Genomic DNA, 26,258 nt, shown 5'->3' on the forward strand with positions numbered 1-26,258 from the left:
CTGTCTAATATATTAATAATCTCAAATAAGACGTTTTAAATATGAATATCGAGTTGCGTCATCTGCGCTACTTTGTCGCCGTCGCCGAGGAGCTGCATTTTGGCCGCGCCGCGGCGCGACTGAACATCTCTCAACCGCCGTTAAGCCAGCAAATTCAGATCCTCGAGCAGCAGACCGGCGCCCGCCTGTTCGCCCGCACCAACCGCAGCGTCAGCCTGACGGCGGCGGGCAAACAGTTTCTCGCCGACAGCCGACAAATTCTCGCCCAGGTGGAGGACGCCGCCGCCCGCGCCGCCCGCCTGCACCATGGGGAAACGGGCGAACTGCGTATCGGCTTTACCTCCTCGGCCCCTTTTATCAAGGCGGTATCCGATACGCTGTCGCTGTTTCGTCAGCGCTACCCGGATGTGCATATTCTCACCCGCGAGACCAATACCCGCGAACAGATTGTCCCGCTGAGCGAGGGGGCCCTCGACCTTGGCCTGTTGCGCAATACCCAACTGCCGGACACCCTGGCGTGGCAGCGGGTGCTGCGTGAGCCGCTGCTGGCGATGGTCCCGGCGGACCATCCGCTGGCCCGCCTGCCCTCGGTCAGCCTGGCGGCGCTGGCGCGGGAGCCGTTCGTCTTTTTCGACCCGCATGTCGGTACCGGCCTGTATGACGATATCCTTGGCCTGCTGCGCCGCTACGGCCATACGCCGGTGATTGCGCAGGAGGTGGGGGAGGCGATGACCATTATTGGCCTGGTGGCCGCCGGACTGGGGGTGTCGATCCTGCCGGCCTCCTTTCAGCGCGTGCAGCTCAGCGAAATGCGCTGGCTGCCGATCGACGAACAGGATGCGGTGTCAGAGATGTGGCTGGTGTGGTCGAAACACCATGAGCAGGGAGCGCTGGCAAAACGCTTTCGTGACACGCTGCTGGCCTGGAAAAGCGAGCGCAATTGAAGCAAAAATGGGCTGGAAATGTGCGGTAAATCACAAGGCTAAGCAAAAATTTGACGTTCACCATCGAAGTGCTTCACCATAGCCGAAAGTTTATTTCGAAGCGCGAAAATAAAGGGAGTCAATGGTGGTAGCGGATAGTCAACCAGGCCATATCGATCAAATCAAGCAGACCAATGCGGGCGCCGTCTATCGCCTGATTGATCAGCTCGGCCCGGTATCGCGTATCGACCTCTCCCGATTTGCGCAACTGGCGCCCGCCAGCATCACCAAAATTGTCCGCGAAATGCTGGAAGCGCACTTGGTGCAGGAGACCGAAATTCAGGAGCCCGGCAGCCGCGGGCGGCCGGCGGTGGGGCTGATGGTGGAAACCGAGGCATGGCACTATCTGGCGGTGCGCATCAGCCGCGGCGAGATCCACCTTTCGCTGCGTGATTTAAGCAGCCAGCTGGTGGTGGAGGAGCAGCTGGAGCTGGCGCTTGCCGACAGCACGCCGTTTCTGACGCGGATTATCGACCATATCGATCGCTTCTTTATTCGCCACCAGAAGAAGCTGGAACGTCTCACCTCCATCGCCATCACGATGCCGGGTATCATTGATACTGAAAACGGCATTATTCATCGCATGCCGTTTTATGAAGAAGTCAAAGACGTCCCGTTGGGCGAAACGCTGGCCAACCATACCGGGGTGCCGGTCTATATTCAGCATGACATCAGCGCCTGGACCATGGCGGAATCGCTGTTTGGCGCCTCGCGCGGCGCCCGGGATGTCATTCAGGTAGTGATCGATCACAACGTTGGCGCCGGGGTTATCACCGATGGACGTCTGCTGCACGCCGGCAGCAGCAGTCTCGTGGAGATCGGTCATACCCAGGTCGACCCCTACGGCAAACGCTGCTACTGCGGCAACCATGGCTGTCTGGAAACGATCGCCAGCGTGGAGAGCGTGCTGGAGCTGGCGCAGATGCGGATGGCGCAGTCGATGAGCTCGCTACTGCATCAGCGTCCGCTGAGCGTGGAGTGGCTATGTCAGGCGGCGCTGCAGGGCGATCTGCTGGCCCGGGACATTATCAGCGGCGTCGGTAATCACGTCGGCCGCATTCTGGCGATCATGGTCAATCTGTTTAACCCGCAGAAAATCCTGATTGGCTCGCCGTTTAACCTGGCGGCAGACATTCTTTTTCCGGCAATTTCCAGCTGCATTCGGCAACAATCACTCCCGGCCTACAGCCAGCATATCGCGGTTGAAAGCACCCAGTTCTCCAACCGCGGAACGATGGCTGGCGCGGCGTTGGTCAAGGATGCGCTCTATAACGGATCCTTACTCATACGACTGTTACAGGGTTAACATTTTTTCATAGTCACACCAAAAATTGCGCTATCTCAAGCTGACCCCCAGCGGCTTCACGTAGACTTTGCCCACTGTTGATTATTTCTCTCCCGTATATTTCATCGACAAAACTGTGGGGTTAGTGATGTTTAAGCGTTTCTTTATTACAGGTACAGACACCTCTGTCGGGAAGACAGTGGTTTCCCGTGCGCTGTTGCAGGCACTTGCTGCCAGAGGCAAAAGCGTGGCCGGGTACAAGCCTGTGGCGAAGGGCAGCAAAGAGACGCCGGACGGTTTGCGTAACAAAGACGCGCTGGTGCTGCAGAGCGTCTCCACGCTGGCGTTACCCTATGAGGCTGTCAATCCCATCGCCTTAAGCGAAGACGAAAGCAGCGTGGCGCACAGCTGCCCGATCAACTACGGTCTGCTGTCGGATGGTTTGCAGCGGCTGACCGGGCAGGTTGAACATGTGGTGGTTGAAGGCACCGGCGGCTGGCGCAGCCTGATGAACGACCTGCGACCGCTCTCCGAATGGGTGGTACAGGAGCAGCTCCCGGTGCTGATGGTGGTGGGGATCCAGGAAGGGTGCATCAACCATGCGCTGCTGACGGCCCAGGCGATCGCCAATGACGGGCTACCGCTGATCGGCTGGGTGGCCAACCGCATTAACCCCGGTCTGGCGCACTACGCCGAAATCATCGATGTGCTCAGCAAAAAGCTGCCGGCGCCGCTCATTGGCGAGCTGCCGTATCTGCCGCGCGCCGAGCAGCGTGAGCTAAGCCGCTACGTCGACTTAGACATGCTCGGCAACGTGATGGCGATAGATCGAATCCCGGCGTAACGTCCGCGACAGCACCGACGCCACCACGCAGGTGATCAACAGGCCGGGAAGCAGCGTATACTGCCCGGTCATCTCACAAATCATCAGGGTCGACATAATGGGCGCATGGGTGGTGGCGGCAAGAAACGCCGCCATGCCGGTCAGTCCCATCATCAAAGCCATCTCCTGATCCCCCGGTAGCCACAGCCCGCTGAAGCGGGCAAACAGCATGCCCATCGCCAGACCGACAAACAGCGTGGGGGTAAACACCCCGCCCGGCGCGCCGGAGCCACTGCTGGCCAGCACCGCCAGCAGTTTGCACAGGAATACCGCCACCAGCAGCGCGCCGGGCGGCGGCAGCAGGAGATAGCTTTGCACCACGCTGTAGCCGTTGCCCCACACCGCCGGAGTGATGAGCGATAAGCCGCCGACTATCAGCCCGCCCAGCGCCAGCTGCCACGGCGGCGCCAGCTTCAGCCTGACGAACCCGCGGTGGCTGTATGCCATCAGCCAGATAAACAGCGGCCCGCACAGCCCGGCCAGCAGTCCGGTGGCGAGCATCAGGCCATAGTGCAGCGCGCTAAGGTCCTGCTGCAGGACGACATGGTACAGCGGCGCGGCGCCGCCGTTGAGAAACTGGGTGAGCAGCAGGGCGATCACCGCCGAGATGACAACCGGCCCAAGCGAGGCCAGCATCAGCGTGCCAAAGAGAATTTCAGCGATAAACAGGCTGCCGGCCAGCGGGGCATGATAGGCGCTGGCCATCCCGGCGGCGGCGCCGCAGGCGACCCACAGCTTCCATTCTGCCTGCGGCGTGAAGCGGCGGGCGAACAGCGAGGCCGCCAGCGCGGCCAGCAGGATCATGGCGCCTTCCCGGCCAATCGCGCTGCCGGTGACCACCACCAGCAGCGAGGCCAGCGACTTCACCAGGCTTGCCGGCGTATCGAAGCAACCGTCCCCGGTTTCCAGGGCTTCCATATAATCGGTGGCGGCGTGCGGGCGGGCAATGCTGCGCCGCTGCCAGAGCCAGAGAAGTGTCCCTGCCGCCAGTCCCCCCAGCGCCGGGGTAATCAGCCGCCGCCACGCCGGCAGCGACTGCGCGGCGTTGACCAGGCTCCCGCTGTCGTTACCGAGAAACAGCGTTTCCAGCACCACCATGGCATGGCGAAAAAGGGCCACCGCCAGGGCGGCGAGCAGGCCAATCAGCGTGGCGATCAGCAGGCGACGAAACATCACCTGCACGTCAGGAAAGGGATGAAGACGGTGCATCGGTCATGGCGAGAGTCGGAAAACATGGCCTTATTGTGATAGGGAATAACCTTATATGCAAAAGCGATAAGTGCGGGTCACGGTCAGGCGTGCAAATAAGGAAACCGCGCCGACTACCGGCGCGGTAAAGGGATTAGCGATAGAGCGGCTTTTCCGCCACGGCGATCGGCAGATTCTCCTGCCACTGCGCCAGGGTCGCCTGCGCCAGCTGACCCAGCGCCTGGTAGAAGGGGTGGGCAGCGCGTTCGACAAAGACGCTCAGGAAGCGTCCGGACCACGGCAGCAGATGCCAGGCCAGCAGCTGGCCAAACAACGCCTCCTGCTCCGTTTCGCACAGCCACGCCGCCAGCAGCAGCAGGGTGCCGAAATGGTCTTCCGGCTCGTTGCGATCGGCGTCCAGTGCGATGCCGTTCGCGCGCATCCATTCGCGCAGGGCCAGCGTGGATTCGCCGAACAGCACCGATTCTTTATCCAGCCAGACGGATCCCCATGGCGGCGCCGGCAGGGCCCATGGTCCGATAAACAGGCGCTGCCAGGCTTCCGGCAACGACTCTTCAGCCGACGCGGCAAACCCCGATGCCAGCGGGGCGGCAACCGGGTAGGGCCACTGTTGCTGCCAGCTGCCGTCCTGGAAGGCGGCGACCAGCGGCGCGATTTGCGCGTTATTCGGCGCATAAGAGAACAACGCGCCCAGGGTACGGGCGCTTAACGCGACGGCGTCGCGGTGTGGGAACGGCATCATCACTTATTCCTTTCTGCGGCGCGCGCCGGCGCGCCGTCTCATTAACCGGCAACCGCCATACCGACGGTCATATGTAGCCCATAAAACAGGCCGCGGCCAATACATTCAGCAATCAAGACCAGCACCAGACCGGCCAGTAGCCCCACCGCGCGCGGCGGCTGGCGACGGATCAGCGGGCACAGCCAGCAGCCGAGTCCCAGCGCCAGCAGGATCAGGCGTAAGGCCTGCAGTCTGCCGTAATTCGGCAACAGGCTGGCCGCCTGCTGAACGGAGCTGTGAATAGTACTGAGCCCGGCGCTTTGCATGACGATCACCGCGGCGCTGATGACCAGCGCGGCCATGCTCAACCCAGCAATAAACCAGCCGTTAACGTCGACTTTCGCCATTTGCAACAGCAGGGCGGCGAACAGCGGCCCGCTAAGGAGTACCGTCAGGAAGAAGGCGCTGGTGGTGTAGCCAGTGTACCATGTCGGTACAGTATCGATTTGATAAACCCGGGTCATCGCGAGGATAAACAGCAGCCCCAACAGCAGGGTGATCACCAGCCAGATTTTGCCCAGCGCCGCCGGCATTTTTTCCAGCACTGCCAGCAGCCACCAGAATCCGCCCACAGCGAAAAACAAGGCGCCGCTGGCGATTTCGTTGCTCAGCGCCGAGGCGCCGACGCGGTTCAGCGAGTTAAACGCGCGCAGTGGCGAACCGAGATGCATAACTGAAGCGAGAAAGCCGATCCCCATCAGCAGCCAGATAAAAAACATGCTGCGCACCAGACGCTGCCGCGCTTCGCGCTGATCCGCCAGCTCGAGCCAGACCAGACCACTGATGAGTGTCGCGCCCACCACGCATTGCCCCAGTACCGTAAACAGCACCAGCGGCCATTCATGCCATCCGCTTCCCATCTCACACCTCCTTCGGGTTTGCCAGATAACCGGTGGTATCGCCACACGGCCGGGCGTTGCGGTTAGGGTTGATCGCGATGCTCGGCTGAGTGAAGTGCGCCGAGGGCAGCGGGGCTACCGCCGCCAGTTGGCCGTGCTTAGCACGCAGTTCAGCAATCGGCCCGAAATCGAGCGCCCGCAGCGGGCAGGACTCGACGCAGACCGGCTTTTTCCCCTCGGCGACGCGCTCATGACAGCCGTCGCACTTGGTCATATGGCCTTTGTCGGCGTTGTACTGCGGCGCGCCGTACGGACAGGCCATATGACAGTAGCGGCAGCCGATGCACACCTCTTCATCCACCACCACAAAACCGTCTTCGCGCTTGTGCATCGCCCCGCTCGGGCAGACTTTGGTGCAGGCCGGATCGGCGCAGTGGTTACAGGCGATGGAGAGGTAATAGGCAAAAACGTTCTGCTGCCAGACGCCGTTGTCCTGCTGCCAGTCGCCGCCGGCATACTCGTAGATGCGACGGAAACTGACTTCCGGGGTCAGGTTTTTATAGTCCTTACAGGCCAGCTCGCAGGTTTTGCACCCGGTACAGCGAGCGGAGTCGATAAAGAATCCATATTGCGTGCTCATGGTTTACTCCTTAAACCTTCTCGATATCGACCAGGTTGGTATGCTGCGGATTCCCTTTCGCCAGCGGCGACGGGCGATGGGTGGTCAGGGTATTCATGCAGGCGCCATGGTCAACCCGGTCGCCGGCCATATTGGCGTCGTGCCACGCGCCCTGGCCCATCGCCGACACGCCCGGCATGATGCGCGGCGTCACTTTCGCCGGCAGCCGGACTTCGCCGCGCTGGTTGAACACCCGCACCAGATCGCCGTTATTAATCCCGCGTTTTTCCGCGTCAAGCGGGTTGATCCACACTTCCTGACGGCAGGCGGCCTGCAGCACATCCACGTTGCCGTAGCTGGAATGGGTGCGCGCCTTATAGTGGAATCCAAATAGCTGCAGCGGATACTGACTGCGCAGCGGATCGTCCCAGCCTTCAAATGTGGAGGCGTAGACCGGCAGCGGGCTGATGACGTCGTCTTTCTCCAGCTGCCAGCGGGCGGCAATCTCGGCGAGCCGGCTGGAGTAGATCTCAATTTTGCCGGACGGGGTGTTGAGCGGATGCGCTTCGGGATCGCGGCGGAAGTCGCGATAGGCGACGAAGTGGCCGTTCGGATCCTTGCGTTTGTAGATGCCCATTCGCTTCAGCTCCTCGTAGGCCGGCAGCGCCGGATCTTTCGCCACCATTTTGGCGTACAGATGCTGCAGCCACTGCGCCTGCGTGCGCCCCTCGGTAAAACGCTGGTAGACATCGTCGCCGAGCCGTTTCGCCACTTCGCTTAAGATCCAGTAAATCGGTTTGCGTTCAAACTTCGCCGAGGTGGCGGGCTGGATGAAAATCAGATAGCCCATATTGCCGGCGTAATCGTTGGGAATGATATCCTCTTGCTCAACGGTCATCAGGTCGGGCAGCAGCAGGTCGGCATATTTCGCCGACGAGGTCATAAAGTTGTCGATGACCACGATGGTTTCGCACTTGCTCTCGTCCTGCAGAATATCGTGGGTCTTATTGATGTCGGAGTGCTGGTTGATGATGGTGTTGCCGGCGTAGTTCCACAGGAATTTGATTGGCACATCCAGCTTCTCTTTGCCACGCACACCGTCGCGGGTGCCGGTCATTTCCGGACCACGGGCGATGGCGTCGGTCCAGGTGAAGCAGGAGATGGCGGTTTTCACCGGATTTTCCAGCACCGGCAGACGCTCGATGGTGATGGTGTAGGTCGATTCGCGGGCGCCGCTGTTGCCGCCGTTGATGCCGACGTTGCCGGTTAAGATCGGCAGCATGGCGATTGCCCGGGCCGAGAGCTCGCCGTTGGCCTGGCGCTGCGGCCCCCAGCCCTGGCAGATATAGGCCGGTTTGATCATGCCGATGTCGCGCGCCAGTTTAATGATGCGATCGGCTGGGATGCCGGTGATACGCGAGGCCCACTGCGGCGTTTTGGCGACGCCGTCGTCGCCTTCGCCGAGGATATAGGCTTTATAGTGGCCATTCTCAGGCGCCCCGGCCGGCAGCGTCTTCTCATCGTAGCCGACGCAGTATTTATCAAGGAACGGCTGATCCACCAGATTCTCGTTAATCAACACCCAGGCGATACCGGCGACCAGCGCGGCGTCCGTGCCGGGGCGAATGGGGATCCACTCATCTTCGCGACCGGCGGCGGTATCGGTGTAGCGCGGATCGATAACGATCATCCGCGCGTTGGAGCGCTCGCGGGCCTGTTCCAGATACCAGGTAATGCCGCCGCCGCTCATGCGGGTTTCCGCCGGGTTGTTGCCGAACATCACCACCAGCTTGCTGTTTTCAATATCCGAGGTGCTGTTGCCGTCGTTACTGCCGTAGGTGTAGGGCATGGCGCAGGCGATCTGCGCGGTGCTGTAGGTACCGTACTGGTTAAGCGAGCCGCCGTAGCAGTTCATCAGCCGCGCCACCGGCGAAGCGGAAGGCGAGGAGCGAGTGATGTTCCCGCCGACAATTCCTGATGAGTAGTTAATGTACACGGCTTCGTTGCCATATTCCGCGACGACGCGCTTCAGGCGGTCAGCAAGGGTATCCAGCGCTTCCTGCCAGCTGATACGCTCAAATTTACCTTCTCCGCGTTTTCCCACGCGCTTCATCGGATAGTTAAGGCGATCCGGGTGGTTGATGCGCCGGCGAATCGAACGCCCGCGCAGGCAGGCGCGGACCTGGTGATCGCCATAGCGGTCGTCGCCGGTGTTATCCGTTTCGACATACACCACTTCATCATCACGCACGTGTAACCGCAGGGCGCAGCGGCTGCCGCAGTTGACCGAACAGGCGCCCCAGACAATGCGGGTGTTGTCGCCGGCAGCCTGTTGTACTGCCGCCGCGGCGCTGCGCAGCGTAAAGGGGAGGGGAAGCCCGCCGGCGGCCAGCGCCAGAGAACCGAGGGCTGTGGATTTAAGTAACGCGCGTCGGGTGACGCCGCCGGAAGATTCCTGATTCGACATTGCTCACTCCATGATGGTTATGCTGGGCGGAGAAGGGCCGCCGCGTCATTAACAGACGCCGGGGTGAGCGATAATACGTTATGGGTAGCCGGCAGATCTTATCCCTGGTCAATGCAGGGATAAGATCTTTCGTTTGAAAGCAAAGAGGGCTTACTGAGCGTCGTTTTCGGCGAGACTGTCGCTGTTACGGGTGTAGGTGATTTTGAAGGTGTCATTGGCGCAATGACCCACCACCTGAGCGCCGGGCTGGTCCGCCTGGTCGTTGGGCACAATGGCCAGACTGAAGGCCGTTTCCTGTACGCCATTGTTCATGATCTTCTGTTGAATATCATTTTTGACCCGTTCACAGGAGTCGGGGGCCGCCAGTACGGTCGTGGAGCACAGCAGCAGCGCGGCGCCTGTCCAGAGGGATAGTTTCATCTTACGCTCCTTATCGATGTTATCCAGATTTAAGCATAGCAGAACTGGTGTAAACAATTGTATTTGCTAATATGATTGGATGTACACAAAAGGAATCACCTGTGAAAAGACTGTATTGGCTGATCCCGACCGCACTGTTGCTGACGGCGTGCGACCGCGAAAGCGTCCCGGAAGCCTTCACCCCGGAGATGGCGAGTTTTTCCAATGAATTTGAGTTCGATCCGCTGCGCGGACCGGTGAAAGATTTTAGCCAGACGCTACTGGACGAACACGATGTGGTGGTCAAAAAGGTGAGCGCGCAGCTGTCAAAAGAGGGATGTTTCGATCTGTTGACGCTGGAGGATGTGGAGAATAACACCGGCGCTACGCTGCTGCTGGACGCCAACTATTACGTCGATGGCCGCACCCATGAGAAGCGGCTGCGTCTGCAGGGGAAATGTCAGCTGGCGGAGATGCCCGCCACCGGCGTTAGCTGGGAAACGGATGATAACGGCTTTATTATCAGCGCCCGCGGCAAAGAGACCACCGCCACCTACCGCTACGACAGCGATGGCTATCCGCTGGGGAAAACCACCACCGCCAAAGAGGAGCGATTTACCGTTGCCTCCACGCCGTCGAAGGATCCGCGCAAGAAAATGGACTATACCGCCATCAGCACCTTCAACGACCGCACGCTGGGCACAGTGCGCCAGACCTGCGACTACGATCGTCATGACAATCCGCTGAGCTGTGAGCTGCAGGTGATCGATGAAAGCGTCCAGCCGCCGCTGACCCGCCACTACACGATTAAAAACCGCATTGATTATTACTGAGCCGTCGGCTTCAGCAGGGACGGCCCCGGCGTTTTGTGTTCCGCCAGATACTGATGCTGGAACAGACACATGCGGATGGTGTTGCGATACTCGCCGTTAATGAAAAACTCATGGATCAGTTCACCCTCGACCATAAAGCCGAGCTTGCGGTAAATATGGATCGCTTTTTCATTCTCTTTATCGACAATCAGATACAGCTTATACAGATTGAGCACGGTAAAGCCATAGTCCATCGCCAGCCGCGCGGCGCGGGTGGCGAGGCCTTTTCCCTGGAAGTCGGGCGAGATGATGATCTGGAACTCGGCCCGGCGGTGCACATGGTTGATTTCAACCAGCTCCACCAGTCCGGCTTTATCGCCATTGCATTCGATCACAAAGCGACGCTCGCTTTGGTCGTGAATATGCTTGTCGTACAGATCGGAAAGCTCAACGAAGGCTTCATAGGGCTCTTCAAACCAGTAGCGCATCACACTGGCGTTGTTGTCGAGCTGGTGAACAAAGCGCAAATCTTCGCGCTCAAGGGGGCGGAGTCTGACGTGTAGCGCGTCGGTCATGGGAATTCCTGTGGTCAAAGCGGAAAAGAGGGGACGGAAAGGCGGCGCCCGCAGGCGCCAGCGTGCTCAGGGATTGATCGCCCGGCCGGTACGGCGGTCAAGGCAGCGCAGGGTGTTTGGTTCCCAGTAGGCATTGACGTTGGCGCTCTTCTGGCAGTTATCCTGCGCGTCAAAGGCGACATCGGTTTTGTCCCACTCTTTTTCCGCCCGTTTGTTCACCTTCTGGCGCAGGCTGCGGGTGTCGTTCCATTGCTCTTTTTCCATCGACGCCTGCTGACGGCTTTGCGCGCTGTCGCCTGACTCAATCACCAGCCGGTCGGTGGCTGCGAATGAGCTGGAGGTATAGACCACGGCGCTTAACGCCAGAATGGCGGTCAGGCACCAGCGTTTGTTCAGTGTCATGTTCATCACGATTTCCTTTAGGTGATGGGTTAACCCTCAGGTTAAGTTTACTACAGCTGTTTTGCCGGGCATAGCCGACAAAACAGCATAGGGAAAGGGCTATTATCGCGTAGAATAGTTCAACGCTTTGTCTCTTTTACGAATCTTTTAATGCTCAAAACCACGCTGCTGTTCTTTGCCACCGCTCTGTGTGAAATCGTCGGCTGCTATCTGCCGTGGCTATGGTTAAAACGCGGGGCCACGCCGCTGCTGCTGATCCCCGCCGGCCTGGCGCTGGGGCTGTTCGTCTGGCTCCTGACGCTCCATCCAACCGCCAGCGGGCGGGTATATGCCGCCTACGGTGGTGTGTATGTTTGTACCGCATTGCTCTGGCTGCGGGTCGTTGACGGAGTCAAACTAACCCATTATGACTGGGCGGGGGCGGCCATCGCGCTGTGCGGGGTGCTGATCATCGTGGCGGGCTGGGGACGGGCATAAGCCCGTCTAATGTGATCCCTGCCACTTTTTTAAACCCTAATTCTTGTATGGTAGTCGACCTGTTGCCTTACTTATCAGACATCATATTGGGTTATGACTCTGTAAGGAACAACGATGGCTATTGAGACATTTGCCCCACAGGCGGGTGCAACGCCGCTGCGCATCCGTCGGGTGCAGAAGATCACCCTGACGCTGCTGTTTATCGCCGGTATCGTTAACTTTCTGGACCGCTCTTCCCTGAGCGTCGCCGGGGAGGCGATACGCGCCGATTTGGGTCTGAGCGCCACCGAGTTCGGGGTGCTGCTCTCCGCTTTTTCGCTCTCCTACGGCTTCGCGCAACTGCCCTCGGGCATTTTGCTGGATCGCCTCGGACCGCGGGTTGTGCTGGGCGCCGGGCTAATATTCTGGTCTGCGATGCAGGCCCTGACCGGGATAGTCAATTCGTTCTCGCATTTTATTCTGCTGCGCATTGGCCTCGGGATCGGCGAAGCGCCGTTTATGCCCGCCGGCGTGAAATCGATCAACGATTGGTATGCGCAACGAGAGCGCGGCACGGCGGTGGGGATATTTAACTCCTCGACGGTACTGGGTCAGGCCGTCGCCCCGCCGGCGCTGGTCATCATGCAGCTGGCCTGGGGCTGGCGGACAATGTTTGTGGTGATTGGTTTAGCCGGTATCCTGGTCGGCCTGTGCTGGTATGTGGGATACCGTAACCGGCGGCAATTCACCCTGCAGGAGGAGGAGCAACGCTATCTGGCCAGCGAGGAGGCGGCACGACCGGCGCTGAAACTGAGCGAATGGCTGGCGCTGTTTAAACGACGTACCACCTGGGGGATGATCCTCGGCTTCTCCGGGGTGAACTATACCGGCTGGCTGTATATCGCGTGGCTGCCGGGTTATCTGCAGGCGCAGCAGGGATTGAGCCTTGCTAAAACCGGCTGGGTGGCGGCGATCCCGTTTCTCGCTGCGGCGGTGGGCATGTGGGTCAATGGGCTGGTGGTCGATGCGCTGGCGCGCAGAGGCTACGATCTGGCGAAAACCCGCAAAACGGCGATTGTAGCCGGACTGGTGCTTTCCGCGCTCGGCACACTGTTGGTGGTGCAATCAAACTCGCCGACCCAGGCGGTGGCGTTTATCTCCATGGCGCTGTTCTGCGTCCATTTCGCTGGCACCTCGGCCTGGGGATTGGTACAGGTGCTGGTGGCGGAACATAAAGTGGCGTCGGTGGCGGCGATCCAGAACTTTGGCAGCTTTGTGTTTGCCTCCTTCGCGCCGATCGTCACCGGCTGGGTTGTGGATACCACCCACTCTTTCAATCTGGCGCTGGTGATCGCCGCCGGCGTGACCTTCGCCGGGGCGCTGTGCTACTTCTTTATCGTCAAAACCCGCATCGATTAACCGGCCTGGAAGCAACAGGCCCGCAGGAAGGCGTGGCCTGTGCCATGTTCCGTCTTCTCTTACCGCTTCGTGGCGGATTTTCTCCTGTCATCTCAGAGATTTTGTGACCGCTCGCCAGCGAGCACAACCCGGCAAAAGCTTCTTGTATGGTAGTTGACAGAAATCAAAGATGTTATACCAATTGCGTGAGATGGTTGAGGCACAAAGGCATTCTCCTCGAGAGTTCTCCCAGAGAATGGTTGATGAGCCACATAACAACGAGAGTTACCATGGAAAACACCCTCTTAACCGCTAACGCCATCCTGCCCGGCTACGATCGCCACGCGCTGGTCCCCCGTATCGTCCATCTGGGTTTTGGCGCGTTTCACCGCGCCCATCAGGCGGTATACGCCGATATACTGGCCAGCGAGTACGGCAGTGACTGGGGCTACACTGAAGTCAACCTGATTGGCGGCGAGCAGCAGATCGCCGATCTCCGGCAGCAGGATCTGCTGTATACCGTGGCCGAAATGTCCGCCGACGCGTGGACCGCGCGCGTGGTCGGGGTGGTGAAGCAGGCGCTGCATGCCCAGGTCGATGGTCTCGAGGCCGTGCTTTCGGCGATGTGTGAGCCACAGGTGGCCATTGTCTCCCTCACCATTACCGAGAAAGGCTATTGCCATTCGCCCGCCAGCGGCGAGCTGCAGCTCGATCACCCGCTGATCGCCGCCGATCTCGCTAACCCGCGCCAGCCGAAATCGGCAGCGGGCGTGGTGGTGGAGGCTTTAGCGCGCCGCCGGGCGGCAGGGCTGCCTGCCTTTACCGTGATGTCCTGCGATAACATGCCGGAAAACGGTCATGTGATGCGCAACGTCGTTTGCGCCTACGCCCGGGCGCTGGACGCGGACCTCGCGGCATGGATAGAACAGAACGTCACCTTTCCGTCGACCATGGTGGACCGCATTGTCCCGGCGGTGACCGCGGAAACCCTCGATAAAATTGAACAGCTGACCGGCGTGCGCGACCCGGCTGGGGTGGCCTGTGAGCCGTTCCGCCAGTGGGTGATTGAGGATAATTTTGTCGCCGGACGTCCACAGTGGGAGAAAGCGGGGGCGGAGCTGGTCGCCGATGTGGTGCCTTTCGAAGAGATGAAGCTGAGGATGCTCAACGGCAGCCATTCGTTCCTCGCCTATCTCGGCTATCTGGCCGGTTATCAGCATATCAACGACTGTATGCAGGATGACAACTACCGCCGCGCGGCGCTGGCGCTGATGCTGGACGAGCAGGCCCCGACCTTAAAAGTGCAGGGGGTGGATCTGTCACACTATGCCAGTCTGCTGATTGACCGCTACTGCAATCCGGCGCTCAAACACCGTACCTGGCAGATTGCAATGGACGGTAGCCAGAAGCTGCCGCAGCGCATGCTGGACTCGGTACGCTGGCATCTGACGCACCAGCATGACTTCACGCTGCTGGCGCTGGGCGTGGCGGGGTGGATGCGCTATGTCGGCGGTGTTGACGACGCCGGCCAGGCAATCGAAATTTGCGATCCGCTGCTGCCGGTGATCCAGCAGGCGGTAGCCGCCAGCGCCGATGGCGAAGCGCGCGTCAAAGCGCTGTTGGGCATTGAGGCCATCTTTGGCCGGGAGCTGCCGCAGGAAGCGCGGTTCGTCTCGGCGGTGACCCGCGCCTATGTAGCGCTACAGCGTCAGGGGGCGAAAGCCACCGTTGCCGCATGGGCTGAGGCGCAATAATCATTTGTTCCCGGTGTCGGTCATGGGGTCGACACCGGCTCTTCTGCTGTTTCTGCACGGTTCCGCTGATAAATCTTTTTTGCTGTTGATCGCTTTTAGCAGGCTAAAAATATGATCGAACGCAATGTCCTTACATAACTCTATATTTCCCTGATTTACTAAAGATAATTAGCTGTTATTTTTCCGAATAATGGCTGGTCATTCACCGCAAAAATGGCATAGTTAAGTTATTGAAAAATCATTTTCTCTGGAAAAGGAGTGCGGGCCATGTATAAAAAGATTTTATTGCCTGTTGATGTTTTTGAAATGGATTTAAGCGATAAGGCAGTGCGTCACGCGGAATTTCTCGCATCGGCGGAAAATGGCGAGATCACCTTGCTCAACGTCCTGCCGAACAGCAGCCGTTCGTTATTACGCGGATTTACGGCGGATATTCGTAAATTCGAAGCCTATATGCAGGAAGAGTCAGAGAAAAAGATGCGCGAGGTGGCGCGACTGTTCGACCTGCCAATGTCACGGATCCATACCCGGGTCGTGTTTGGTAACGTGCGCGATGAAATTCTGGCTATCAGTAACAACGAAGCGTTCGATGTGATAGTGATTGGCTCCCGCAAACCGGGGATCTCCACCCATCTGCTGGGCTCCAACGCCGAGTCCATTTTGCGCTACGCCAAAACGCCGGTGCTGGTGGTCAGATAATCCCCTCCGTCACGACGGCTGCGTCAGCCTTATTTCGCAGCCGTCTGGTCCTTACTCTTCGCTAAACCAGTCGCGATTCTCCTGGCGGATCAGCAGCACAGATTCGCTGATTTCATGCAAATGAATACTCATGGCTTTCTCGACTGCCTCAGCGTCGCGTTTTTCCAGCGCGGTAAAAATTTCGTGATGCTGGCGCAGAAGCATCTCCGGGGAGGAGACATGGTCAAGGCTCATGTAGCGCACGCGGTCAATGGCGGCTTTGATGTTTTCCACCGTATCCCAGGCCAGCTGACAATCGGCAATAACCGATAGCTTCTGGTGAAATTCATCATCAAGCAGGAAAAAATCGTTTAACTGCTGGCGGTCGACGGCAATACGCTGCTGATGGAGATTCTGCTCCAGCTGATAGACTTGCTCATCGTTAATCATGCCAGCGGCACGGCGGACCACCGCGCACTCAATCGCCTGGCGGACAAAGCAACCATTGCGCACCTGAGACAGGGAGATTTTGTTGACGTAGCTGCCGCGCTGGGGACGGATCTGGATAAGTCCATTCTCCGCCAGCTTAATAAAGGCCTCGCGCACCGGCTGACGAGATACCGCAAAACGCACGGAGACTTCTTTCTCCGACAGCGGCGTGCCAGGCGGGATGAGGCAGTGAACGATATCCCGGCGGAGGATGCGATAAATTTGCTGATTAACGGGTTGCGTCGGATTCAGTTGCGATTCTGCGGCCATTGATGGTTACTTTTTATGGGGTTATGCGCACTATTTTACGCGTTTTTTGCGGTTCCGCCCATACCCGGCCAGCAGGCCGGGTGGCTGACGGTTAGCCCTGGCGGTGAACGCTGAGCCCGGCAAAGCTCTGGCTCACCGGCATCATCTCCAGGGTGTTGATGTTGACGTGTTTCGGTAGGGTGGCCACCCACCAGACCGCCTCGGTCACATCTTCCGGCGTCAGGGCTTCGGTGTTCTCGTAGGTTTTACCGGCTTTGGCGTCATCGCCTTTAAAGCGGACGTTAGAGAACTCGGTGCCGCCCACCAGGCCCGGCTCGATGTCGGTGACGCGCACCGCGGTGCCGTGCAGGTCAGTGCGAAGATTGAGGCTGAACTGGCGCACAAAGGCTTTGGTCGCCCCATAGACGTTACCGCCGGCATAAGGCCAGCTGCCCGCCGTGGAGCCGATGTTGATGATATGGCCGCGATTGCGCGCCACCATGCCCGGCAGGACGGCGCGGGTCATGTACACCAGCCCTTTATTATTGGTGTCGATCATATCTTCCCAGTCTTCCACGCTGGCGCGGTGCGCCGGCTCCAGGCCGAGCGCCAGACCCGCGTTGTTCACCAGCACATCGATAGCCTGCCACTCGGCGGGCAGGTCGGCAATCAGCGTCTCAATAGCGGCGCGGTTGCGGACGTCCAGTTGCGCGATATAAAGATTATCGCCCAGCTCGTCTTTCAGCGTCTTCAGGCGCTCTTCGCGACGTCCGGTGGCAATCACTTTATGACCGTTAGCGACAAAACGGCGAGTAATACTTTCACCAAAACCGGCAGTGGCGCCGGTGACCATGATAATCATCTTACTGTTCCTCAACGCTTTTTGTGTTTTCATACCATAGCACGCACAGGCGGCGACCGGTAACGGAAATCATTGCGACCCCTTAAGGAGAAGCCTAATCTTACAGGATTAGCCTGTGCAGGAGAGAAAGATGTCCGAACAAAACCCCTTTTTTAGCGTCAGTCTGTTGCCTTACCAGGCGCCGCGGTTTGACCTGATCGAAGACAGTCACTATCGGCCGGCGTTTGATGAGGGCGTTCGGCAGCAGCGCGAGGAGATCCGCGCCATTATCGACAATCCGCAGCCGGCCAGTTTCGCCAACACGCTCGAGGCGCTGGAGCAGAGCGGACAGCTGCTGGCGCGGGTGACGCGGGTCTTTTTCGCCATGGCCGGCGCCCATACCAACCCTTATCTTCAATCACTGGATGAACAATTTTCCGCCGAGCTCGCCGGGCTGGGGAATGACATCTGGCTCAACGAGGCCTTATTCCAGCGGGTGAACAGCGTCTACGAACAGCGCGAGACGCTCGCGCTTGACGGCGAATCCCTGCGTCTCCTGACCCTGACATGGCAACGTTTTGTTCACGCCGGGGCAACGCTGGACCCGGCGCAGAAGGCGGTGCTGCGCGCGCTGAACACTGAAGCGGCCACTTTGCAAAGTCAGTTCCAGCAGCGGCTGCTGGGGGCGGCGAAAAGCGGCGGCCTGGTGGTCGATGACCGGCATCAACTGGATGGCCTGAACGATGAGGAGATAGCGGCGGCTGCCGAGGCGGCGCGCGAAAAAGGGCTCAGCGATCGCTGGCTGCTGACGCTGACCAACACCACCCAGCAGCCGCAGCTGCTTGCGCTGCGCGACCGGCAAACGCGGGAAAATCTTTTCGCCGCCGGCTGGACGCGCAATCAGCAGGGCGATGAGCATGATACCCGTCGTCTGGTGCTGCGGCTGGCGGCGATCCGCGCGCAGCAGGCGGAACTGCTGGGGGCGGCAGATTACGCCAGCTGGGCGCTGACCGATCAAATGGCGGCTTCCCCGGCGGAGGCATTGGGCTTTATGCGTCAGATCGCGCCGGCGGCGCGGGCGAGGGCGGAACGTGAGCTGGCGGACATCCAGCAGGTGATCGACAACGAAGGCGGGGCGTTTCACGCGCAGGCATGGGACTGGCTTTACTACAGCGAGCAGGTGCGGCGGGCTGCCTATGCCATTGATGACGCGCAGCTTAAACCCTATTTTGCCCTCGAGCGCGTGCTGCAGGACGGCGTCTTCTGGACGGCATCGCAGCTCTTTGGGCTCCGCTTCGTGGAGCGCTTTGACATCCCGGTGTACCACCCGGATGTGCGGGTCTGGGAGATCTTCGACCACAATGGCGAAGGGATGGCGCTGTTTTATGGTGATTATTTCGCGCGCGATTCAAAGAGCGGCGGCGCCTGGATGGACGTGTTTGTCGAACAGTCGACCCTGCGGGAGCAGCGCCCGGTTATCTATAACGTCTGCAACTACACCCGGCCGCAGTGCGAGCAGAGCGCGCTGTTGTCATGGGATGAGGTGATCACCCTGTTCCATTCTGAGAAAAAACGATACCGGCGATATTTCCGTCGCAGTAACGGGGCGGCACAGGTGACAGCGACTTTGTCCGTTTTCCAAACACAGAAAAAGAGGACATCAGGCGCCACTTATTTCCCTGCAAACACGGGTGTTAAGGTTTAATTAACAAACAGGCAGGATACTGACCTCGCCAATCCTCTCATAAAATGGCCAAATCATGAACGAACAGTTACGTAATGCACTACCGCATAAAGACACCCCTTTTTTCCGCATGCTGCATATTATTGTCGCCACCCTGATTCTGCTGCAGATTATTAGCTCTAATTTCACTGAAAGTGAGGCGCTTCGCGACCTGAATATTACCGGGGTCGTCACATGGTTTCATATTGTCTCGGGATTAGCGCTGATTGCGCTTGGTGCGGTGATGCTGGTTTGGATGCTTAATACGCGCGGGTTTCGATACTATTTTGCCTGGTCGACGTTTGATTTTCGTGGTGTGGTTGAAGACAGTAAACAGCTGATGACATTTCGTCTTCCTGAAGCCCATGCCGGGGGCATAGCGGCAATGATTCAGGGGCTTGGCGTACTGGCACTGTTAGCGGTCGCACTCTGTGGTGGACTCTGGTTTGTACTGGACACCGCGTCATGGGCGTCACCGTCGCTGGCGGAAACAGTCCTTCATTGGCATAAGTTTCTGACGGTGTTCATTGAAACCTATTTCTGGGCACATGGTGCGATGGGAGTGCTGCATATCTTTCTCTCCTTTCGCCGTCAAAGGAAACAAGCGATTATTGATTAATGTTCTGCACTTTCTAATTCCGATGAGGATGCGTATTTAAAGGGAAACGACATGCATCTTGAACGACACAGCATCGAAACCGTCGGCTGGCTAAGGGCTGCGGTTCTGGGAGCAAATGACGGGATTGTCTCAACCGCAAGCTTGGTGCTCGGCGTCGCCTCTGCAAACAGCGGCTCTTCGGGTGTACTACTGGCGGGGGTCGCCGGGCTGGTTGCTGGCGCCATGTCTATGGCCGCAGGAGAATATGTTTCGGTATCATCCCAGGCGGATACCGAAGCCGCGGCGCTTGCCCAGGAAAAAAGCGAGCTTGACGCCGATTATCAGGGAGAGGTGCGGGAGTTGACATCACTTTATATCCAACGTGGTGTGGAGCCAGCGCTTGCCCGGCAGGTAGCAGAGCAGCTTATGGCTAAAGACGCTCTGGAGGCTCATGCCCGCGAAGAACTGGGGTTAACGGATGTCCTTTCTGCGCGACCTTTGCAGGCGGCTCTCTTTTCGGCAGTGAGTTTTTCCGTCGGGGCGGGGTTGCCTTTGATCGTTGCCTTGTTATCGCCAGCAAAATTGATATCCATCTCTATCTTCTTTTCTACACTTTTTTCACTGGCTGCGCTGGGCTATCTCTCTTCCGTTGTGAGTAACGCACCGCCTGTCAGGGCGATCATCAGAATTACGTTCTGGAGCTCGCTGGCCATGCTTTTTTCGATGGGGATTGGGCGTATCGCCGGGCAGATACTATTGTAGAATTGTCGAGGGTCTGTTCCTCGACCGCTCCTCATCACTGGTTGAGCTCATCGTGGGGTTTTGATCGGCAGGGAGGAGCACTGCCCACCTCATTCGTCAAGGAGATACGTTTGCATATTGAGACTCATCGCCTGCGTCTTCGCCCTGTCATGGCTGAAGATGTTGTCGATCTATACCGAATTTATGGCGATCCGGCGACAAATACCTTTAACCCCGCAGGGCCCTATCCGGATATTGACTATGCCAGTACGGTTCTCCAGCGCTGGCTTGCCCACTGGCACGATCGCGGATTTGGCAACTGGGCCATATCGGCGCGTGATACCCCGGAAAAAATCATTGGCTTTGGCGGCGTAAGTCTACGCAGTTATAACGATGTCACCATTAACAATCTCGGATATCGGTTTTCCACTGAGGCATGGGGAAAAGGACTGGCCACCGAGTTTGCGATTGGCGCGATAAGATATGGCTTCGAGGCGCTTAAACTTGCGGAGATGTCAGCGGTTGTCCGGGCTAACCATCTGGCTTCGCAGAAAGTTCTCGAGAAAGCCGGGATGAGGTACATTAACGATATTGCTGATGTAAAAGATGCGCCGCCGAGTCTGCTCTATTCGTTGACCTTAAGCGAGTGGTTAAGCCAGTCGGGGTAACCCGCGGGCGCTTATTCGCAAGGCTGGATCGCACCGCAGCCGGCGCATCAGGTGGGGATTGCTCACAGAATCATGCGTTCATTCTACTGGCTCAATTAACTCTGGCCCTTGATTGTTCACATTGCCGACCGCCCGCGATACCGCATGCCAGATGAAATCGTCGGCGGTGACGGCTCCGTCCCAGGCAATCTCCACCGCTTCCGCGCCGGTGACTTCTTGCCTCATCCATTCCCGGGCGGCTTCCGGCGCCAGGACCAGCGGCCGGCGGTCATGAATATCGACAAGACCGCGATCGGCGGCAGCGGTCACCAGCAAAAATCCTTCGGCGCTATCCCCGCGTTCGAAGGGCGTGCTGCCAATAGCGGCCATAAATATCGGCTGACCATCCTTGCGCTGGATGAAGTAGGGCTGCTTTTTCTCTCCGGCCTTTTTCCACTCAAACCAGCCGTCGGCGAAGCAGATCGCCCGCCCGTGCTGCCACAGCGGTTTGAACATCCTGCTGGTGGCTGCGGTCTCAACGCGGGCGTTGATCAGCGGGGGTTTATCCCACCATCCTGGCGCATAACGCCAGTAAACGGGATCGAGGTGGAGTTGCGCATTCCTTTCACTCAGGAGTAACACTTTTGTCCCGGGTGCCACGTTATACCGCCCAATCGGCGCCGGGTCCCAGGGGATATCGTATTCAGCCTCTTCGGCAAGATAAGCCAGATATTCTTCCCGCGTCTGTGCTTGCGCAAAACGTCCGCACATCGCCACCTCCAGCATAATGTCTAAAGGAAAGTATAGTTCATCAGGGAGGGGGCGTTGTGAGAAATGATTTTGAAATCATGCGATTGTGATCCCTTCCCTCAGGCGTAAGGCTGACGCCTGGGCACATACTGTTTAAGTTGCCGATATTGCAGGCCATAATTCTGGCCTGAAATATATTAATTGAAGTTACGTATTCACCATGTGAATTGCTATTGCGAAAAATGTACGCAGGCGCAAGTACTGAGTATATGTCGCCTGAACAAGGCGTGTAGATGGAGTTGAAGGTGGGGTGTTTACCCGCCGCTGCAACAGACGAAAGGCAACGGCGTAGAAAAAGATTAGTTATCCGGGTTGTTGGAGATGCCTCTCCATACCATCCCCAGACCGATCAACATCGACGCGAAGAGGGCGAACAGGGTGGTAGAGATAAAAATGCTGGTCATTATGATGCCTCAGAAAGTGCGTATGCAGATTATTAGGCACGGGGGGACGAGAAAGGTTCCTTCCCTGGCGGATTATCTTTTCACCAGCGTCTTTCCGTCTGGCGCCAGCGAGGCGGATGTCATATCGAGGCACCGCTCTTGACGGAGGGATAATGCGGGGAGCCGTGTTTCTCCCTGCGCTGTTGCAGGAAGCCACTGGCAGGGGGATGCGTCGTGTTTCGGGCGTTGACATCCCATTGTACAAGTTATATATACATGTCGCTTCTGTTTATTGAATGTTAAACAGCATCAGTTATGGGACTCAGAAGCACCACACCCCCGCCGTCGGGCGGGGGTTACTTTGCCACCTGACCTGGTTATTTCTCACGGTGACTGACGAAGAAAATTTTTATTTCAGGTCTTGAAAAACGCGCTTTAGCTATTATTTTATATAGCGGACAAGCAATGCTTGCCTTTATGTTGAGCTTTTGAATGGATATTCAGGAGGTTAATGATGGCACTCAAAACCTTGTCAGCACTCCCGGTATTTGCTGATTCCCTTTTTGCCGATCGCTTTAATCGTATTGACCGTCTTTTCAGCCAGTTAACTGGCGATACGCCGGTGGGTACCTTACCTGCCTACGATTTACAGAAAGTGGATGACAGTAATTTTCTGCTCAGCGTCAGCGTACCAGGCTGGAAAGATGATGAACTGGAAATTGAGACCGTAGGCGGTAATTTACATATTACCGGCAAACGCGCGCAAACCGAAAATCATTCCGGCGGCAGCCAGGGCTGGATTTATAAAGGCATTCGTCGGGCTGATTTCCAGCTCAGTTTCTCGCTTCCTGAACACGCCCAGATTAATCAGGCGCAGCTGGATAGCGGGATCTTAAAAATTGCTATCCATCAGGAAATACCCGAGAGCGAAAAACCGCGCAAAATTGCGATTGAGAATCAAGGCAGGGTGATCGAGCATAAAGTTTGATTGCGCCTCTGTCCTAAAGTTGTTCATTTCAAGGCCCGCGCTGCGGGCCTTTATATTATCCGCTAAAGGAGGCGTAAACGGTCTCCCGGCGATCAGAGAAATCGATATGCTATCCTGTAAACAGGGCCTGTGAGGCTGTGTTCCTTCTAAAAGTCGGCGAGGTGTCAGAATGATGGACCAAATCGATAAAGACGCACAAAATACCCATGAATTGACCGCTCGGGTGGCCCGGGCGCTTATTGCGAGAGGCTGGCGACTGACCACGGCGGAATCCTGCACCGGTGGCAATCTGGCGGCGGCGCTCTGTGCTCAGGCTGATACCGCGGCCTTTTATGATACCGGCGTGGTTACCTTCAGCGATGAAGCCAAGCGCAACGTGCTCCAGGTCCGCGCGGAAACCCTGGCGGTACATAGCGCTGTCAGCGAAGCGTGCGTTCAGGAAATGTCGACCGGTATTTTGACGTTAGCCGGGGCCGATATCGCCATCGCCATCAGCGGCTATGCGGGGCCGGAAGGAGGGGAGGATGGAACTCCCGCCGGGACGGTATGGTTTGCATGGAACTTTCGCGGCCAGATCGAAACCCAACGGATGCGCTTTACCGGTGACTGCGAGGCAGTGGTGGCACAAGCGGTGCGCTTCGCCATGGCAGCGCTGGGCGAAAAACTCGCCCACTGGCAGTGACGCTACCGGACGCTGCGCCCTTACAGATCCGCAGCCTGGCGCTCTACCGGCCAGAGAATCTCCCCGATGCCATTCAGACAAGGCCGGGAGAACAGGAAGCCCTGAAACAGGCGAATGCCAACCGACTGTAGCCAGCACCACTCCTCCAGGGTTTCAACGCCTTCCGCCACGACCGTGATGCCTAAATCCTCGCAGCAGCGGACGACCGAGGCGACAATCGCCTGCTTGGTGCCGCTGATATGAATGTTGCGCACCAGCTCTGCGTCCACTTTAATTTTGTCAGGCTGAAAGCGGGTCAGTAACGACAGGCCGGAGTAACCCGCGCCAAAGTCATCGATGGCCAGCTTCATGCCCGCGACGCGCAGCGCTTTGAGCACCTTGCGGAACTGGTCGAAGCAGGTGATCACCTCCGTTTCGGTGACCTCTATCAGCACCTGATCCGGCCTGAGGCCGGCCGCCAGCAGGCTCTTCATCAGCCAGCCGACGGCGTCAGGATGGTTATACAGCGAACCGGGCAGCAGGTTAATGGCCAGTTGGTGTTTGCCAAGCGGTAGCTGACCTGCGAGAGAGAAGGCATATGCTTTGCTCTCGAGGTCGAAACGGTAACGATCCTCCGCCGGGATGGCGGCAAACATCTCCACAGGGGATCCGCCGGTAGGGCTGCGGATCAGCGCTTCAAAGGAGGAGATTCGCTTTTTCGCTGGTTCGACGATAGCCTGCAAGGCAAACTGGCAGGGTTGATCGGGCAGATGACGCGGCGTGGCTGTGCCCGCGGCGGCCTTCATCGTCCAGCGAGAAGGCTGCAACGGCTCGGGGAGACAATAGCGCCCACCGTTAGCGATAAAGGCGTTAATCAGTCGGAACATCCGGTCGTTGATTGGCTCGGTGACCCCGAACGAGCTAATGCGCAGGATCTCCTCCAGCGCGCCATCGTTATCGTAAAGACGGAGATCCAACATGCGCATCCCGGTGCCGCGAAAGCGACGGTAGGCCGAATAGTCGCGCATCAGCTCAACCACATCGCGATGGCGCGGATCGCTTTGTATTTCGTGGAATAACGACTCCAGACTCTCTTCGCTCCCTTCCAGCACCTGGAAGAACTGCAGGCCGTTAAACAACAGAATGCCGGTGATGCCAAGGGGCGTATTTTTCCCGCAGGCGCGATGAATTAAAGCGTCGAGATCGGTGAGCGGGCGGTCAGGATCAACCTGGCTGCGATAAATCAGGGTGGTTAGCATTAGTCATTCCGGTCGCTGCAGCAAAGCTGCGATGGCCTGTACAGCGCATGTTGAGAAAAGTATGGCCTGCCCCCCAAATAGGGAGTCTGTGTTTGGTGCCCTTTAACTAACCGTGATGTCCGCACGCAGAACGTGAGTTTCACTTGGTGACTACCTTCACTCTACAGGGAATCTAAAGTTTAGCTATCTTTTTCGCATGCTCAATGCAAAAAAGGGCAAACAGACCGATCGCCCTTTTTGAAATATTGGCTCAGCGTATTAACTAGCCGGTTAATACTCGTCACCAGGAATTATCTTACCATTCTATTTCACGCTCTCAAAAAGCGATGCTGGTCTTGCCTCGATAAAATAGAATGCATAATATCAGTCCAGGTTAAATTTCTTTTTTTAGGTCTGCTACGAGTGACTTGTTTATTATTTTATGCCTGATTCTCTGTCCCGTTATTTCTTTGTGGAGTGGTGTTTCTTACATTCGGGAAAGACGCAAAAGACGCTACGTCTTCCGTTCCAGAAGATAATCTGCAGAGGTAATACAATGGCGATTGTATTAACGTCTTGCGAGTAGTTTTACGAGGTTGTTAAATTGCTGGCGGCTGTTTAAATTGAACTTGCACATAATATTCTTTTTATGCGAATGAATTGTTTTATGGCTAATTTTAAGCGCCGCGGCGACTTCATGCGGACTTAATCCAATACTGAATGCGTAAATGACTTTGGTTTGCGCATCGCTGACCGTCTTGCAGGCGCAATTGATGCAACGCCGCAGGCGATTGAAGGATGGGTCATGATGAGGTGGCAGGGAGCGCTGAATCGCGCTGGCTATCTCATCTTTAAGAAGCTGAACGGGAGCGTGGGGAGGCATAAACACCGCCTGCCGCAGACAGTTGGGTAAACCCTCTTCGGCGGTAGCTTGTTCATTATCCTGAAAAATAAAAAGCGTGTATTGCTCTGGGGCATGCTGAAACAGGTCATGACACAGGTACCATTCTCCCGCCACCATTTCCGTGAAGATCACATTAGCTTGCGCCATCCCATCCGCGTTCCATTGTTGAGAAAACTGATACTCTGATCCCCCGTAGGTCTTCATCGCTTCATCCACCAGTTCCGCAATAGCAACCCGCAAATAGTGATTTTTTATATTGATCAAAAAATTCGTCATATAACTTCCCTGTTGGGTATTAAAAAAGGTGTCAGAATAAATTAAAGAATATAATGGTGAGGTGCAGACGTTTTTTAGCCGGGGTAATCTAAGGGATGTTTTTCATTAATGCAATATCTGCCTGGAAAAGTGAGATATCGGTGTATTGGTATGCGAAAGTTCCTAATAAA

General features: G+C 57.5%; 28 protein-coding genes and 2 pseudogenes. 16 read left to right on the plus strand and 14 right to left on the minus strand.

The genetic code is table 11. The features are described 5' to 3' along the window. Window positions 1-41: 41 nt before the first annotated feature. The 3 genes from ACLEXF_RS03315 to bioD all read left to right on the plus strand — a co-directional run bounded on the left by ACLEXF_RS03315 (window position 42) and on the right by bioD (window position 3,112). Window positions 42-944, plus strand: coding sequence for a LysR family transcriptional regulator (locus ACLEXF_RS03315; RefSeq protein ID WP_004206047.1), 903 nt, complete (start codon window positions 42-44; stop codon window positions 942-944). A gap of 124 nt (window positions 945-1,068) precedes the next feature. After that, entirely contained in the window at window positions 1,069-2,289 is a 1,221-nt protein-coding gene (gene mlc, locus ACLEXF_RS03320; RefSeq protein ID WP_004206046.1) for a sugar metabolism global transcriptional regulator Mlc, read from the plus strand. Window positions 2,290-2,416: 127 nt separating this feature from the next. Next, on the plus strand, window positions 2,417-3,112 hold the full coding sequence (gene bioD / locus ACLEXF_RS03325) for a dethiobiotin synthase (RefSeq protein ID WP_004206045.1): 696 nt from the start codon (window positions 2,417-2,419) through the stop codon (window positions 3,110-3,112). Here bioD and clcB read toward each other — a convergent pair. From clcB to ACLEXF_RS03355, 6 genes are all read right to left on the minus strand, one after another. Continuing rightward, window positions 3,065-4,360 carry a voltage-gated ClC-type chloride channel ClcB gene (gene clcB / locus ACLEXF_RS03330; protein WP_124989230.1) on the minus strand — a complete coding sequence of 432 codons (1,296 nt, stop codon included), beginning with the start codon at window positions 4,358-4,360 and terminating at the stop codon, window positions 3,065-3,067. The two genes, bioD and clcB, sit on opposite strands and share 48 nt — an antisense overlap. A 133-nt stretch (window positions 4,361-4,493) precedes the next feature. Continuing rightward, window positions 4,494-5,102: a Tat proofreading chaperone DmsD gene (gene dmsD, locus ACLEXF_RS03335; RefSeq protein WP_049003714.1), complete on the minus strand. Its 609-nt coding sequence runs from the start codon at window positions 5,100-5,102 to the stop codon at window positions 4,494-4,496. A gap of 41 nt (window positions 5,103-5,143) precedes the next feature. Then, a complete protein-coding gene (locus tag ACLEXF_RS03340) occupies window positions 5,144-6,001 on the minus strand; it encodes a DmsC/YnfH family molybdoenzyme membrane anchor subunit (protein ID WP_407259807.1) in 858 nt (285 codons plus the stop codon). A 1-nt stretch (window position 6,002) separates the two neighbouring features. Beyond that, window positions 6,003-6,620, minus strand: a complete 618-nt coding sequence (locus ACLEXF_RS03345) for a DMSO/selenate family reductase complex B subunit (RefSeq protein ID WP_004206041.1) — start codon at window positions 6,618-6,620, stop codon at window positions 6,003-6,005. A gap of 10 nt (window positions 6,621-6,630) precedes the next feature. After that, window positions 6,631-9,066: a selenate/tellurate reductase subunit YnfE gene (gene ynfE, locus ACLEXF_RS03350; protein ID WP_205608557.1), complete on the minus strand. Its 2,436-nt coding sequence runs from the start codon at window positions 9,064-9,066 to the stop codon at window positions 6,631-6,633. A gap of 150 nt (window positions 9,067-9,216) precedes the next feature. After that, entirely contained in the window at window positions 9,217-9,486 is a 270-nt protein-coding gene (locus ACLEXF_RS03355) for a DUF1161 domain-containing protein (protein ID WP_407259806.1), read from the minus strand. 101 nt (window positions 9,487-9,587) lie between these two features. Here ACLEXF_RS03355 and ACLEXF_RS03360 point away from each other — a divergent pair, with 101 nt between their 5' ends. Further along, window positions 9,588-10,298 carry a YnfC family lipoprotein gene (locus ACLEXF_RS03360; protein WP_017900332.1) on the plus strand — a complete coding sequence of 237 codons (711 nt, stop codon included), beginning with the start codon at window positions 9,588-9,590 and terminating at the stop codon, window positions 10,296-10,298. On the opposite strand, the gene speG is transcribed toward ACLEXF_RS03360, so the two are convergent. Together speG and ACLEXF_RS03370 are read right to left on the minus strand one after the other, a co-directional pair. Continuing rightward, window positions 10,292-10,852 (minus strand): spermidine N1-acetyltransferase, encoded by a 561-nt coding sequence (gene speG / locus ACLEXF_RS03365; protein ID WP_004206037.1) that lies wholly within the window; start codon window positions 10,850-10,852, stop codon window positions 10,292-10,294. The two genes, ACLEXF_RS03360 and speG, sit on opposite strands and share 7 nt — an antisense overlap. A gap of 66 nt (window positions 10,853-10,918) precedes the next feature. Continuing rightward, the gene (locus ACLEXF_RS03370; RefSeq protein ID WP_004206035.1) at window positions 10,919-11,260 is read right to left on the minus strand and encodes a DUF1283 family protein; all 342 of its coding nucleotides are present in this window, start codon (window positions 11,258-11,260) and stop codon (window positions 10,919-10,921) included. A gap of 108 nt (window positions 11,261-11,368) precedes the next feature. On the opposite strand from ACLEXF_RS03370, the gene ACLEXF_RS03375 reads away from it, so the two are divergent. The 4 genes from ACLEXF_RS03375 (at window position 11,369) to ACLEXF_RS03390 (ending at window position 15,561) form a co-directional block, all read left to right on the plus strand. Continuing rightward, window positions 11,369-11,731 carry a YnfA family protein gene (locus tag ACLEXF_RS03375; protein WP_200928066.1) on the plus strand — a complete coding sequence of 121 codons (363 nt, stop codon included), beginning with the start codon at window positions 11,369-11,371 and terminating at the stop codon, window positions 11,729-11,731. Between the two features lie 114 nt (window positions 11,732-11,845). Then, complete coding sequence (locus ACLEXF_RS03380; RefSeq protein WP_205608556.1) at window positions 11,846-13,129, plus strand: MFS transporter; 1,284 nt, start codon at window positions 11,846-11,848, stop codon at window positions 13,127-13,129. A 269-nt stretch (window positions 13,130-13,398) separates the two neighbouring features. Continuing rightward, window positions 13,399-14,862 carry a mannitol dehydrogenase family protein gene (locus tag ACLEXF_RS03385; protein ID WP_048294823.1) on the plus strand — a complete coding sequence of 488 codons (1,464 nt, stop codon included), beginning with the start codon at window positions 13,399-13,401 and terminating at the stop codon, window positions 14,860-14,862. Between the two features lie 267 nt (window positions 14,863-15,129). After that, window positions 15,130-15,561 (plus strand): universal stress protein, encoded by a 432-nt coding sequence (locus tag ACLEXF_RS03390; protein ID WP_004206026.1) that lies wholly within the window; start codon window positions 15,130-15,132, stop codon window positions 15,559-15,561. Between the two features lie 51 nt (window positions 15,562-15,612). Here ACLEXF_RS03390 and ACLEXF_RS03395 read toward each other — a convergent pair whose 3' ends face one another. Next, window positions 15,613-16,299, minus strand: coding sequence for a GntR family transcriptional regulator (locus ACLEXF_RS03395; RefSeq protein ID WP_004206025.1), 687 nt, complete (start codon window positions 16,297-16,299; stop codon window positions 15,613-15,615). Between the two features lie 91 nt (window positions 16,300-16,390). Then, window positions 16,391-17,140 carry a bifunctional NADP-dependent 3-hydroxy acid dehydrogenase/3-hydroxypropionate dehydrogenase YdfG gene (gene ydfG, locus ACLEXF_RS03400; RefSeq protein WP_004206024.1) on the minus strand — a complete coding sequence of 250 codons (750 nt, stop codon included), beginning with the start codon at window positions 17,138-17,140 and terminating at the stop codon, window positions 16,391-16,393. Between the two features lie 130 nt (window positions 17,141-17,270). Between ydfG and ACLEXF_RS03405 the strand changes: the two are divergent. The 4 genes and pseudogenes from ACLEXF_RS03405 to ACLEXF_RS03420 all read left to right on the plus strand — a co-directional run. Further along, window positions 17,271-18,680, plus strand: a pseudogene (locus tag ACLEXF_RS03405) (M3 family metallopeptidase); the annotation flags it as partial. Window positions 18,681-18,879: 199 nt separating this feature from the next. After that, the gene (locus ACLEXF_RS03410; protein WP_004206021.1) at window positions 18,880-19,461 is read left to right on the plus strand and encodes a cytochrome b/b6 domain-containing protein; all 582 of its coding nucleotides are present in this window, start codon (window positions 18,880-18,882) and stop codon (window positions 19,459-19,461) included. A 51-nt stretch (window positions 19,462-19,512) separates the two neighbouring features. After that, window positions 19,513-20,202, plus strand: coding sequence for a VIT1/CCC1 transporter family protein (locus tag ACLEXF_RS03415; protein WP_032455996.1), 690 nt, complete (start codon window positions 19,513-19,515; stop codon window positions 20,200-20,202). A gap of 110 nt (window positions 20,203-20,312) precedes the next feature. Further along, entirely contained in the window at window positions 20,313-20,849 is a 537-nt protein-coding gene (locus ACLEXF_RS03420) for a GNAT family N-acetyltransferase (protein WP_004206018.1), read from the plus strand. A gap of 78 nt (window positions 20,850-20,927) precedes the next feature. Here ACLEXF_RS03420 and ACLEXF_RS03425 read toward each other — a convergent pair whose 3' ends face one another. Both ACLEXF_RS03425 and ACLEXF_RS03430 read right to left on the minus strand, forming a co-directional pair. Next, on the minus strand, window positions 20,928-21,599 hold the full coding sequence (locus tag ACLEXF_RS03425) for an SOS response-associated peptidase (RefSeq protein ID WP_407259805.1): 672 nt from the start codon (window positions 21,597-21,599) through the stop codon (window positions 20,928-20,930). Window positions 21,600-21,937: 338 nt separating this feature from the next. Then, window positions 21,938-22,033, minus strand: a complete 96-nt coding sequence (locus ACLEXF_RS03430; protein ID WP_272481999.1) for a YnaM/YnfT family protein — start codon at window positions 22,031-22,033, stop codon at window positions 21,938-21,940. On the opposite strand from ACLEXF_RS03430, the pseudogene ACLEXF_RS03435 reads away from it, so the two are divergent. The 3 genes and pseudogenes from ACLEXF_RS03435 to ACLEXF_RS03445 form a co-directional block, all read left to right on the plus strand. Then, window positions 21,993-22,085: pseudogene (locus ACLEXF_RS03435) on the plus strand (hypothetical protein); the annotation flags it as partial. The gene ACLEXF_RS03430 and the pseudogene ACLEXF_RS03435 overlap by 41 nt on opposite strands. Window positions 22,086-22,535: 450 nt before the next feature. Continuing rightward, on the plus strand, window positions 22,536-23,009 hold the full coding sequence (locus ACLEXF_RS03440; RefSeq protein ID WP_017900339.1) for an Hsp20 family protein: 474 nt from the start codon (window positions 22,536-22,538) through the stop codon (window positions 23,007-23,009). Between the two features lie 169 nt (window positions 23,010-23,178). Further along, window positions 23,179-23,691, plus strand: coding sequence for a 2-oxo-tetronate isomerase (locus tag ACLEXF_RS03445; RefSeq protein WP_205436907.1), 513 nt, complete (start codon window positions 23,179-23,181; stop codon window positions 23,689-23,691). Window positions 23,692-23,711: 20 nt separating this feature from the next. Here ACLEXF_RS03445 and ACLEXF_RS03450 read toward each other — a convergent pair whose 3' ends face one another. Then, window positions 23,712-24,929: a diguanylate phosphodiesterase gene (locus ACLEXF_RS03450; protein ID WP_135730166.1), complete on the minus strand. Its 1,218-nt coding sequence runs from the start codon at window positions 24,927-24,929 to the stop codon at window positions 23,712-23,714. 407 nt (window positions 24,930-25,336) lie between these two features. Here ACLEXF_RS03450 and ACLEXF_RS03455 point away from each other — a divergent pair, with 407 nt between their 5' ends. Continuing rightward, the gene (locus tag ACLEXF_RS03455; protein ID WP_256658447.1) at window positions 25,337-25,447 is read left to right on the plus strand and encodes a small membrane protein; all 111 of its coding nucleotides are present in this window, start codon (window positions 25,337-25,339) and stop codon (window positions 25,445-25,447) included. Between the two features lie 29 nt (window positions 25,448-25,476). Here ACLEXF_RS03455 and kbvR read toward each other — a convergent pair whose 3' ends face one another. After that, on the minus strand, window positions 25,477-26,088 hold the full coding sequence (gene kbvR / locus ACLEXF_RS03460; RefSeq protein ID WP_004206009.1) for a LuxR family transcriptional regulator KbvR: 612 nt from the start codon (window positions 26,086-26,088) through the stop codon (window positions 25,477-25,479). Between the last annotated feature and the right edge of the window lie 170 nt (window positions 26,089-26,258).

Source organism: Klebsiella pneumoniae complex sp. WS1778, assembly GCF_049472055.1.
Classification (GTDB): Bacteria; Pseudomonadota; Gammaproteobacteria; order Enterobacterales; family Enterobacteriaceae; genus Klebsiella; species Klebsiella quasipneumoniae.

Excerpts from the sequence above, each read along its gene's own strand:
- ACLEXF_RS03315 (WP_004206047.1), top strand. The coding sequence starts at position 42 with ATGAATATCGAGTTGCGTCATCTGCGCTACTTTGTCGCCGTCGCCGAG.
- speG (WP_004206037.1), bottom strand. The coding sequence starts at position 10,852 with ATGACCGACGCGCTACACGTCAGACTCCGCCCCCTTGAGCGCGAAGAT.
- bioD (WP_004206045.1), top strand. The coding sequence starts at position 2,417 with ATGTTTAAGCGTTTCTTTATTACAGGTACAGACACCTCTGTCGGGAAG.
- ynfE (WP_205608557.1), bottom strand. The coding sequence starts at position 9,066 with ATGTCGAATCAGGAATCTTCCGGCGGCGTCACCCGACGCGCGTTACTT.
- ACLEXF_RS03450 (WP_135730166.1), bottom strand. The coding sequence starts at position 24,929 with ATGCTAACCACCCTGATTTATCGCAGCCAGGTTGATCCTGACCGCCCG.
- ACLEXF_RS03415 (WP_032455996.1), top strand. The coding sequence starts at position 19,513 with ATGCATCTTGAACGACACAGCATCGAAACCGTCGGCTGGCTAAGGGCT.
- ACLEXF_RS03380 (WP_205608556.1), top strand. The coding sequence starts at position 11,846 with ATGGCTATTGAGACATTTGCCCCACAGGCGGGTGCAACGCCGCTGCGC.
- ACLEXF_RS03395 (WP_004206025.1), bottom strand. The coding sequence starts at position 16,299 with ATGGCCGCAGAATCGCAACTGAATCCGACGCAACCCGTTAATCAGCAA.
- ACLEXF_RS03370 (WP_004206035.1), bottom strand. The coding sequence starts at position 11,260 with ATGAACATGACACTGAACAAACGCTGGTGCCTGACCGCCATTCTGGCG.
- ydfG (WP_004206024.1), bottom strand. The coding sequence starts at position 17,140 with ATGATTATCATGGTCACCGGCGCCACTGCCGGTTTTGGTGAAAGTATT.
- dmsD (WP_049003714.1), bottom strand. The coding sequence starts at position 5,102 with ATGATGCCGTTCCCACACCGCGACGCCGTCGCGTTAAGCGCCCGTACC.
- ACLEXF_RS03340 (WP_407259807.1), bottom strand. The coding sequence starts at position 6,001 with ATGGGAAGCGGATGGCATGAATGGCCGCTGGTGCTGTTTACGGTACTG.
- ACLEXF_RS03390 (WP_004206026.1), top strand. The coding sequence starts at position 15,130 with ATGTATAAAAAGATTTTATTGCCTGTTGATGTTTTTGAAATGGATTTA.
- kbvR (WP_004206009.1), bottom strand. The coding sequence starts at position 26,088 with ATGACGAATTTTTTGATCAATATAAAAAATCACTATTTGCGGGTTGCT.
- ACLEXF_RS03385 (WP_048294823.1), top strand. The coding sequence starts at position 13,399 with ATGGAAAACACCCTCTTAACCGCTAACGCCATCCTGCCCGGCTACGAT.
- ACLEXF_RS03445 (WP_205436907.1), top strand. The coding sequence starts at position 23,179 with ATGATGGACCAAATCGATAAAGACGCACAAAATACCCATGAATTGACC.
- ACLEXF_RS03410 (WP_004206021.1), top strand. The coding sequence starts at position 18,880 with ATGAACGAACAGTTACGTAATGCACTACCGCATAAAGACACCCCTTTT.
- ACLEXF_RS03440 (WP_017900339.1), top strand. The coding sequence starts at position 22,536 with ATGGCACTCAAAACCTTGTCAGCACTCCCGGTATTTGCTGATTCCCTT.
- ACLEXF_RS03425 (WP_407259805.1), bottom strand. The coding sequence starts at position 21,599 with ATGTGCGGACGTTTTGCGCAAGCACAGACGCGGGAAGAATATCTGGCT.
- clcB (WP_124989230.1), bottom strand. The coding sequence starts at position 4,360 with ATGCACCGTCTTCATCCCTTTCCTGACGTGCAGGTGATGTTTCGTCGC.
- ACLEXF_RS03355 (WP_407259806.1), bottom strand. The coding sequence starts at position 9,486 with ATGAAACTATCCCTCTGGACAGGCGCCGCGCTGCTGCTGTGCTCCACG.
- ACLEXF_RS03345 (WP_004206041.1), bottom strand. The coding sequence starts at position 6,620 with ATGAGCACGCAATATGGATTCTTTATCGACTCCGCTCGCTGTACCGGG.